Genomic DNA, 8,652 nt, shown 5'->3' with positions numbered 1-8,652 from the left:
TTGCTACCGCACCGACGGCATTTGAAACGGCCATCGGCGAGACGCCAAGCTCGGGTGTATGTGCACTTCGGGCATTCTCTCATGTCCAGACCTGCCTATCACAGGTCCGGTTTGGTTAGGTATTACCAAACGTTTTATACGTTCACGTGGTGCCGCAAACGGTGGCTGCGGCTTTCCGCAATGGCGTGGAGCGTGTGGCAAGGGCAAGGAAAAGGGTTTTTTTGCGGAGGGAGTGTACTTTTGTGGTACTCGACCGGAGCAAAAAATCCCTTTGACGCCGCCATTGCCCGCGAAACGCGCCATTGCGCCTAATGTGCAACGCCCCAGTTCTCCCCCTGCCCCCAATCGACGGCAAGGGGGACATCCAGTGCAACCCCACCGGGCCGCACGCCGGACATGATCGCGGCAAGGCGCTCGCCTGCGGCGGGGGCGTTGTCGGCGGGCACTTCCAGCAGCAGTTCGTCGTGTACCTGCAGGATGAGCCGGGCGTTCAGGGCGCGCAGGTCCGGGTCGGCGTGAGCGGCCAGCATGGCCAGCTTGATGATGTCGGCGGCGCTGCCCTGGATCAGGGTGTTGATGGCCTGGCGGCGTGCCTGCGACTTCAGCTGGGTGTTTTCGGAATGGATTTCCGGCAGCAGGCGGCGGCGGCCCGCCATGGTGGTCACGTAGCCCAGCTCGCGGGCGGTGGTTTCCGCCTCGTCGTAGAATTCGCGCAGTTTCTGCAACTTGCTGAAATACCGTTCGATGAACGCCTTGGCCTCGGTGAGCGGGATGCGCAGTTCCTGCGCCAGCTTTTGCGGCCCCATGCCGTAGATGAGCCCGAAGTTGATGGTCTTGGCGTTGCGGCGCTGGTCGGTGGAAACCTGATCCTGCGCCACGTCGTACAACAGGCTGGCGGTGCGGCTGTGGATGTCCGCCCCCTCACGGAAGGCGGCCAGCAGCGTGGGGTCTTGCGACATGTGGGCCAGCACGCGCAGTTCCACCTGCGAATAGTCGGCGGACACCAGCCGCAGCCCCGGCGCGGCGGTGAAACAGGTGCGCATGCGGCGGCCAAGGTCGCCCCGTACGGGAATGTTCTGCAGGTTCGGGTTGCTGGAGGACAGCCGCCCGGTGGCCGTGGCCAGTTGGTTGAAGGTGGTGTGGATGCGCCCGGCACTGTCCACCAGGCGGGGCAGCGGCTCCAGATAGGTGGAGCGCAGCTTCTCCAGCTTGCGGAATTCGAGGATGGCGTCCACCACCGGATGGCGGCCGGACAGCTTTTCCAGCACGTCCTGCGCGGTGGAGGTCTGGCCGCCCTTGGTCTTGCCGCCCGTGGGCAGGCCCAGCGTGCCGAACAGCAGTTCGGCCAGCTGCTGCGACGACCGGATGTTGAATTCGCCCCCGGCGGCCTTGTAGACGTCGCGCGTCAGGCGGTCCAGTTCGCCCTGCACCTCGCGCAGGAAGGCGGCAAAGGCGTCCAGGTCCACGGCGATGCCCGCCGCCTCCATGTCGGCCAGCACGGGGATCAGCGGCATTTCCAGCGTGCGCATCAGGCGGGACAGCTGCGCTCCGGCCAGACGGCCCGACAGGGCGCCCGCCATTTCCAGCGCCAGAAGGCCGGGGTTGCCGGACGAGCGTTCCAGTTCGTCGCCCCAGCGGGCGGCCAGGCGCGGCCAGCCGTAGTCGCGCTCTTCCGGGTTCAGCAGGTAGGCGGCCAGCCCCAGGTCGAACCAGCGGGCCGGGTCCACGCCGCCCCATGCCGGGTCGGCGCGCAAGAGGTGCTTCACGTCCGGCGCGGCCACCTGCGCGGCCTTGGAAAGGTGGCGTGCAAGGGCCTCCACCGGGCCGGAGTAGCGGCTTTCGCAATCCCCGGCGGCCACGGCGTAGGCGGCGACGCTGCCGTTGTCGAACAGCGGCACCACGGCGGCGGCCACGCCTTCGCAGTCGGGCAGCTTGCCGGGGTCCTTGCAGGTGTTCACCGGATCGGCCCTGCGGCCCTCGTCGCCGAACAGGCTGGCCTGCACCTGGCTGGTGGAGCGCGGGGCAGAGGTGACGCTGCCGTTCTCGATCATGCCGGACAGTTCGCGGGTAAGCTGGCGCAACTCGAATTCGCGCAGCACGGCCCCGGCTTCCGCCGGGTCCAGCGGACGCACGGCCAGTTCGGGCAGGGTCACTTCCGGGCAGGCGTCGGTGGTCAGGGTGGTCAGTTGGCGGTACAGGAACATGGTTTCAAGGTGCGGCTCGAACTTGGCGCGCAGCTTTTCGGGCAGTTCGCCCACGCGGTCGCGGATTTCTTCCAGCGAGCCGAAGTCCTTGAATATCTTTTCCGCCGTCTTGGGGCCAACGCCGGGGATGCCGGGAATGTTGTCCGACGAATCGCCGATGACCGCCTGAAAGTCGGGCCAGCGGGCGGGCGCAAGGCCCGTTTCCGCCGTGAAGTCCGCGAGGGTGACCAGCTTTTCTTCCTTGGCCGCCGGGTCCCACAGCACCACGTTGTCGTGCAGGCACTGCTTCAGGTCCTTGTCCGTGCCCACGATGACCACGGGGCGCTCGGTGCGGTGGCGCGCCGCCAGCGAGGCGATGCAGTCGTCGGCCTCGCACCCGTCGGACACGACCAGCGGGAGGCCCAGCGCCCTTACCATGCGCTTGATGGGGTCCAGCTGCTGCACCAGCGGTTCCGGCGTTACCGCGCGCTGCATCTTGTACGGCGGGAACAGCTCGTGCCGGAAGGTCGGTCCCTTGCCGTCCAGCACGAAGCAGAAATTCGTGGGGCGCTCCTCGCGCAGGATGCGCAGCAGGATGCGGGTGACGATGAACAGCGCGTTGGTGGGAAACCCGTCCGAACGCTGCATGCTCTGATAGGCGTAGAAGCCCCGGAAGATGAAGGCCGAGCCGTCCATGAGCCACAGGGGCTCGCCGCGAAGGCCGAGGCGTTGGGTGAGCGACATGCTGGTTCCGGTTGGCGGTTGGATGTGGGGGGATGGCGCGGGCCGGACGCGCAGAGGCTGCGCGGCGCGGTGCCGGGACGGGGCGCAGTCCCGTCATTCCGGTACGGACTCCTGGCGCAGTCTCGGGCCGGGCCGCCTGCGCCAAGGGTATACGTCACGCCGCGCCCGAAGCAAAGCCGTTCGCGCGGGCCCGGGCTGGTACGGGCGGCGCGGGGGGGAAACCATGGCGGCGCGGGGATGCCTGCAACCGTCAGGCTGGCGGGCCGACGGGACAGGTCGACGGGACAGATAAGGGCGGACTGGGCCGCATCGCCGTCACAACGGCTTCACCCGCTCCCGCACATTCCTGCGCCAGCGGTTCAGCGGGCGGCAGCAGCCTTCGCCCACCTGCAACACGGCGGCAACCTGCGCGTCGGTCATCACCAGACGGCAGCGGTAGCGCGCCCCGTCCCAGAACAGGCCGGGGCAGCGGCGGCGGTCACCGTAGGCCTCGCGGCCCGGCGGGCACTGGGCCTTGGCGCAGCAATAGCCGCAGCCCACGCAGTCGCGGTGCAGAAACAGCAGGGCGAACACGGCGCACCCCCTTCCCCGTGTGGCGCCGCGTGTCCGTGGTGTGTGCCCGGTGTGGTCCGTGGCGTGTGCCCCCATGCGCGGGGGCGTGCGGCAGGGACGGGGATGCTTCATACATACCTTGGCGCGCGCGGGTTGTCAGCAAGGGGGGGCGTGGGTGCCGTTTGTCCCGTATTTTTTGCATGATTCGATAATGCGCTGTAATCGAAGCATTTCATTTTGAGTTTATCCCGCGATTCCGCCTTGTCTCACCCTCATTTCATCACGATTCCTCCGTTTATCGTCCCCGCGATAGAACCCTTTGCCCCTTCGGGCTACTCCCGTGGCTCACGATGCACGCCTCGCGTCCGGCTGTCCGGTGCCGGATGCCCCGGCGAGGCGGGCACACTCACCCCCACAATAACTTCAACCAGCAAGGGAGGCGGGAATGGCGGATACGAACAAGACGGGCGCAGCGGCGGGCGCGGCCCCGGCAAACGGAGCGGCAGACGCCGACGTGACCTGTTCCCCGTTTCTCACGGGCATCCGGGCGGTGCTGGGCGAACGTACCCCCGGCAACATGGCCCTGTGGGCGCTGACCGCCGTGCTGCTGCTGGCGCTGGTCAAGGAATCGGTTGCGCCCTCGTGGACCGTGGCCTGGAGCCACCCCAACTGGGGCACCGTCAACGTGGTGCCGGTGCTGGGCATCGGCGTGGGCATGGTGGCCGGGTTCCTGGGCGGCATGGTGGGGGCGTTCATCAGCCTGTTCTCCGTTCCCCTGTACACCCTGTGGCTGGGCCTGCCGGTCAAGGTGGCCCTGGGCACCAACAGCCTTGCCTCCGCCGTCATCGGCCTGATGGCGGCCATGGTGCACCTGTCCAAGAAGACCCCCAACATGAAGATCGCCTTCCCCATGATGGCCACCGGCTTTCTGGGCGCGGGCGCGGGTGCGTACCTTTCGCTGGGCATGACCCCGGAACAGCTGAAGATGTACTTCTCCGTGCTGGTGTTCGGCGCGGCGTTCTGGATGCTGTGGCGCGGCATTCGCCCCGCCCCGGCCAAGAGCGGCGGCTTCGTGGCCACCGAAAGGCAGGGCCTTCTGTACGCGGGTGGTGAATGGGGCGGCGTGCCCTACCGCACCAACATCCTGTACCCGGCCTTCGGCAACTTCTTCATTGCCGCCGTCACCGGCATCATCGGCGTGGGCGGCGGCTTTCTGTTCACCCCCATGCTGCACGCGGCCTTCGGCCTGCCCATGATGGTGGCCGTGGGCACCGGCAACTTCGTCAAGGTGGCCAACATCGGCTCGCAGTTCATCGTGCGCGGCGTGGCCGACACCGTCATCTACCAGCTGGCCGTGTTCGCCATGCTGGGCGGCTACTGCGGGGCCAACTTCGGGCGTCGTCTGGGCTGCGTGGTGGACACCCGCTACCTGCGCCTGCTGTTCGGCATCCTGCTGATCTTCGTGGGGCTGCAGTACATGGGGATCAAGCTGGGCCTTGGCAGCGCCTAGGCTGCGGCTTGGTCTTTTGCACGCTGACTGACCGACCCGAAGGGCGCGAAGCGTGGCCGTTAGGCGAGCTTGCGAGCCTTACGGACATTGAGAGCAACGCGTCGAACTTCGTCCGGCATGTCGTCGAATACGAGAAGAGTATACTCCTCCCTGCCGGACTCGTTCTCCTTGTCAGCGCACAAAATCCCTGCGCCGCAGCAATACCGCAGGCAGTCTCAGGAAAGCGTATGCGCCCTGCGTCGCGAAAAGATAGCCCGAATCAGGGCAGAGAAGATTCATGGGCCCCTGTGCCGCAAGCCCTGGGCCACGTGAACGACAGAAAGAATGATGCGGTGGCCCCTGCGGCGCATCCGTAACGTATCCAATCAACGTCGGGAGAAACGACATGGCGAACAGAAAGGCCAGCAGGGCCGTGGACATCGCGCCGCGCAGCCTTGCGGAGGTGCGCACGGAAACGGTGGAGTGCGACCTGTTGATCATCGGCGGCGGCAACGCCGGGTGTTTCGTGGCCACCGAGGCCAAACGGCTTGATCCGTCGCTGCGCGTGGTGATCATGGAAAAGGCCGAGATCATGCGTTCCGGCGCGTGTTCGGCGGGCATGGACGCCCTGAACACCTACATTCCCGAAGGCAAGACCCCCGAAGACCTGGTGCGCTGGAGCCGCGCCCAGGTGGGCGGCGGTCCCCTGCGCGAGGACCTGGCCCTCAGCAACGCCGAGGAACTCAACGAGGCCATCGACGACCTGGAGCGTTGGGGCCTGCCCATCCTGCGCGACGCGGACGGCAAGATCCGTTACCGCGGCAAGTGGGACATCTCCATCCACGGCGAGCAACTGAAGCCCATCATGGCCGAAAAGGCCATCGAGGCCGGGGCCGAAGTGTACAACCGCGTGGCGGGCACCGGCCTGCTGATGGATGGCGGGCGTTGCGTGGGGGCCACAGGCCTTGGCGTGCGTGACGGTGCGTTCCACGTGTTCCGCGCCAAGTCCGTGGTGGTTTCCACCGGCGGGGCGGGCACCCTGTACAAGTCGTACACCGCCGACTCCACCGACAGCGGCGCGCAGATCTGGATGTGCCCCTATTGCGTGGGCTCCGGCTACGCCATGGGCTTCCGCCAGGGCGCGGAACTGTCGTCGCTGGAGCAGCGCTGGGTGGCCACCCGCACCAAGGACTTCTGCGGCCCCGTGGACACCATCTCGGTGGGCTACAAGGCGCCCATCATCAACTGCAAGGACGAGCGGGTCATGAGCCGCTACGCCCACCTCGGCGGCGACGCGGCCCCGCGCTTCATCCGGGCCAACGCCCCCATGGAGGAATGGCTGGCCGGGCGCGGCCCCTGCTACTGCGACACCCGCAACATGGCCCCCGAACTGGTGCAGGCCATGATGACCGACTACCTCAACGAGCGTCCGTCGTTCGTGCTGTTCCTGGCCAGCCGCGGGCAGGACGTGACCAAGGAGGCCATCGAGATCTACGGGTCCGACCCGTACATCATGGGCGGCCACACCATGGGCGGCTTCTGGGTGGACATGCAGCGCATGACCACCGTGCCCGGCCTGTTCGCGGCGGGCGAGACGGCGGGCGGCAACCCCAACAAGTTCGTGGGCGGCTGCGCGGCGGAAGGCAAGCTGGCCGCGCGCGGCGCCATTGCCTACATGGCGGCGGGCCTTGAAAAGCCCGACGAAGCCGCCGTCAGCGCGCAGGTGGAGTCGGAAAAGGCCCGTGTGTTCGCCCCGCTGCTGCGTGGCAAGGACTACGACGGCGTGACCCCCACAGAGATGAAGGAACGCCTCCAGCGCCTGATGGACGAGTACGCGGGCGGCAGTTCGCAGTTCTACCGCACCAACGAGGAGCGCCTGGACTACGCCCTGCGCCACATCAAGATGCTGCAATCGCAGTTCGCCTACCTGAAGGCCGCCGACCTGCACGACCTGATGCAGGCCAACGAGACCATGGACCGCGTGGACGTGGCCGAGGCCGTGGTGCACCACCTGAAGGCCCGCCGCGAAACCCGCTGGGCCGGGTGGCAGACCCGCAGCGACTACCCCGGCCGCGACGACGCCAATTTCGACTGCTTCGTGGAAACCCGGCGCGACCCGGTCACCGGCGAGGTGACCGCCTTCACCCGGCCCTACGAGCAACTGGTCCCCGGCGACCGGTTCAAGGCTTAACCGCATTTCATCCGGACGGAGGAACACATGCCGCCGAGAATACTGACCGAAAAGTGCAACGGTTGCGAAGGGCTGCCCGAATCGCGCTGCGAAGAAGCCTGCCCCGGCAACCTGATGGTGGTGGACGCAGCCACGGGCAAGGCCCGCTGCCGCTGCACGCGCGACTGCTGGGACTGCATGTCCTGCACCAAGGCCTGCCCCCGCGCCGCCATAGAGACGCGCATCCCCTACCAGTTGGGGTACCACAAGGCGTCCCTGCGGCCCATCATGGGCAAGGACCACATCACCTGGAAGTGCGTGGACATCCACGGCGTGGAAACCACCTACAAGTACCGCAACCGTCTGGCCGCGGCCCCGGCCATCCGGACTGGCAAGGGCGTGTAATCATACTCCGGGGGGCGGGGGCGGCATGGACATCCGGTGTCCGATACCGCCTTTGCCCCTTTGCAATATGCCGCAGGAGCACTACGCTCTCCGCCAGGGGGGCTCATGGAACGCAACTGGCATCTCTGGACCGAGGATTTTTTCGCCGACCTGCCGGACGAGCGGGCGGCGTTTCTGGCGTTGTCGCGCCGGAGGGAGTTTTCGAAGAACGACATGGTGTTCTTCGAGGAGGACTCCGGCGATTCGTGCTTCTACGTGGAGCAGGGCATCGTGCGCATCTTCCGCATTGCGCCGTCGGGCAAGGAGCCCATCTTCTTTTTGCGCAGGCGGGGCGAGATGTTCGGCCTGGCCGAGGTGCTGGATTCGGTGCCGCGCAAGGCCAATGCCCAGGCCCTGACCCCCTGCGTGCTGCGCGAGGCGGGGCGGGACGAGTTCGAGAAGTTCCTGTCCGACAACTTCGGCGCGGCGCGCAGGGTCATTGCCACGCTGGGGGGGCGGGTGCGCTACCTGGGCGAGCAGGTGGGCAACCTGATGACCTGCGACGTGGGCACCCGGCTGGCCAAGCTGCTGGTGTACATGGCCTACGAGGTGCTGGGCGACGAGGCGGCCTGGCACGAGCCCGCCGTGATTCCCGTGCGCCTGACGCAGGAGCAGATGGCCGCCATGACCGGATCGTGCCAGCAGACCGTCAGCGACTTTCTGCGCGAGATGCAGGACGAGGGGCTGGTGCGGGTGACCCGCCGCGAGGTGGTGGTGCTGCATCCGTTGCGCCTGCTGGAACGCGCGGAACTGTAGAGGGGCGGAACAGGGCGGCGGTGCTGTTGCTTCGGCGCGCACCGCGTGCTAGCACCGCGACATGAGTACTCCCGCCCGTTCCCAGCGCCGTAATGCCCGGCCCGTGCTGCGCCGTGCGGCCACACGCCTTTCCCCGTCCTGCGGCGGCTGCCCCGGCGCTTCCGATGCGCTGCGCGAGGCTGATGGCTCCGGCTCCTCCGTTTCCATCGACCCCTTTGCCCCCCCGGCCTGCGCGGGGTGCCCTTCGGCCCGTGCCGAATCCGCGCATGACGCCCCCGCCGGACAGCCTGAGGGGGCGGCCACTGCCGCATCTG

Annotated in this window: 7 protein-coding genes and 1 pseudogene; 5 read left to right on the top strand and 3 right to left on the bottom strand. The window is 67.4% G+C overall.

The window, feature by feature from the left end:
* The 3 genes from FVW20_RS20095 to FVW20_RS01750 all read right to left on the bottom strand — a co-directional run.
* A partial coding sequence (locus tag FVW20_RS20095) for a transposase (RefSeq protein WP_196608033.1) occupies window positions 1-83 on the bottom strand: 83 nt, incomplete at its 3' end.
* Window positions 84-308: 225 nt separating this feature from the next.
* Window positions 309-2,927: a DNA polymerase I gene (gene polA, locus FVW20_RS01755; protein WP_196608032.1), complete on the bottom strand. Its 2,619-nt coding sequence runs from the start codon at window positions 2,925-2,927 to the stop codon at window positions 309-311.
* Window positions 2,928-3,242: 315 nt separating this feature from the next.
* The gene (locus tag FVW20_RS01750; RefSeq protein ID WP_196608031.1) at window positions 3,243-3,500 is read right to left on the bottom strand and encodes a hypothetical protein; all 258 of its coding nucleotides are present in this window, start codon (window positions 3,498-3,500) and stop codon (window positions 3,243-3,245) included.
* Window positions 3,501-3,924: 424 nt separating this feature from the next.
* On the opposite strand from FVW20_RS01750, the gene FVW20_RS01745 reads away from it, so the two are divergent.
* The 5 genes and pseudogenes from FVW20_RS01745 to FVW20_RS19545 all read left to right on the top strand — a co-directional run.
* On the top strand, window positions 3,925-4,989 hold the full coding sequence (locus FVW20_RS01745; protein ID WP_196608030.1) for a sulfite exporter TauE/SafE family protein: 1,065 nt from the start codon (window positions 3,925-3,927) through the stop codon (window positions 4,987-4,989).
* Between the two features lie 385 nt (window positions 4,990-5,374).
* Window positions 5,375-7,159, top strand: a complete 1,785-nt coding sequence (locus FVW20_RS01740) for an FAD-binding protein (protein ID WP_196608029.1) — start codon at window positions 5,375-5,377, stop codon at window positions 7,157-7,159.
* 27 nt (window positions 7,160-7,186) lie between these two features.
* Entirely contained in the window at window positions 7,187-7,543 is a 357-nt protein-coding gene (locus tag FVW20_RS01735) for a 4Fe-4S dicluster domain-containing protein (RefSeq protein ID WP_196608028.1), read from the top strand.
* Window positions 7,544-7,648: 105 nt separating this feature from the next.
* Window positions 7,649-8,338: a Crp/Fnr family transcriptional regulator gene (locus tag FVW20_RS01730; protein WP_012612830.1), complete on the top strand. Its 690-nt coding sequence runs from the start codon at window positions 7,649-7,651 to the stop codon at window positions 8,336-8,338.
* Between the two features lie 61 nt (window positions 8,339-8,399).
* Window positions 8,400-8,652 (top strand): annotated as a pseudogene (locus FVW20_RS19545) (AI-2E family transporter); the annotation flags it as partial.

It is taken from the genome of Nitratidesulfovibrio oxamicus, assembly GCF_015731765.1.
Lineage (GTDB): Bacteria > Desulfobacterota > Desulfovibrionia > Desulfovibrionales > Desulfovibrionaceae > Cupidesulfovibrio > Cupidesulfovibrio oxamicus.
This window is presented reverse-complemented; position numbering and strand designations above follow the sequence as displayed.

Coding starts and splice junctions, on each gene's coding strand:
- FVW20_RS01735 (WP_196608028.1), top strand. CDS start 7,187: ATGCCGCCGAGAATACTGACCGAAAAGTGCAACGGTTGCGAAGGGCTG.
- polA (WP_196608032.1), bottom strand. CDS start 2,927: ATGTCGCTCACCCAACGCCTCGGCCTTCGCGGCGAGCCCCTGTGGCTC.
- FVW20_RS01730 (WP_012612830.1), top strand. CDS start 7,649: ATGGAACGCAACTGGCATCTCTGGACCGAGGATTTTTTCGCCGACCTG.
- FVW20_RS01740 (WP_196608029.1), top strand. CDS start 5,375: ATGGCGAACAGAAAGGCCAGCAGGGCCGTGGACATCGCGCCGCGCAGC.
- FVW20_RS01745 (WP_196608030.1), top strand. CDS start 3,925: ATGGCGGATACGAACAAGACGGGCGCAGCGGCGGGCGCGGCCCCGGCA.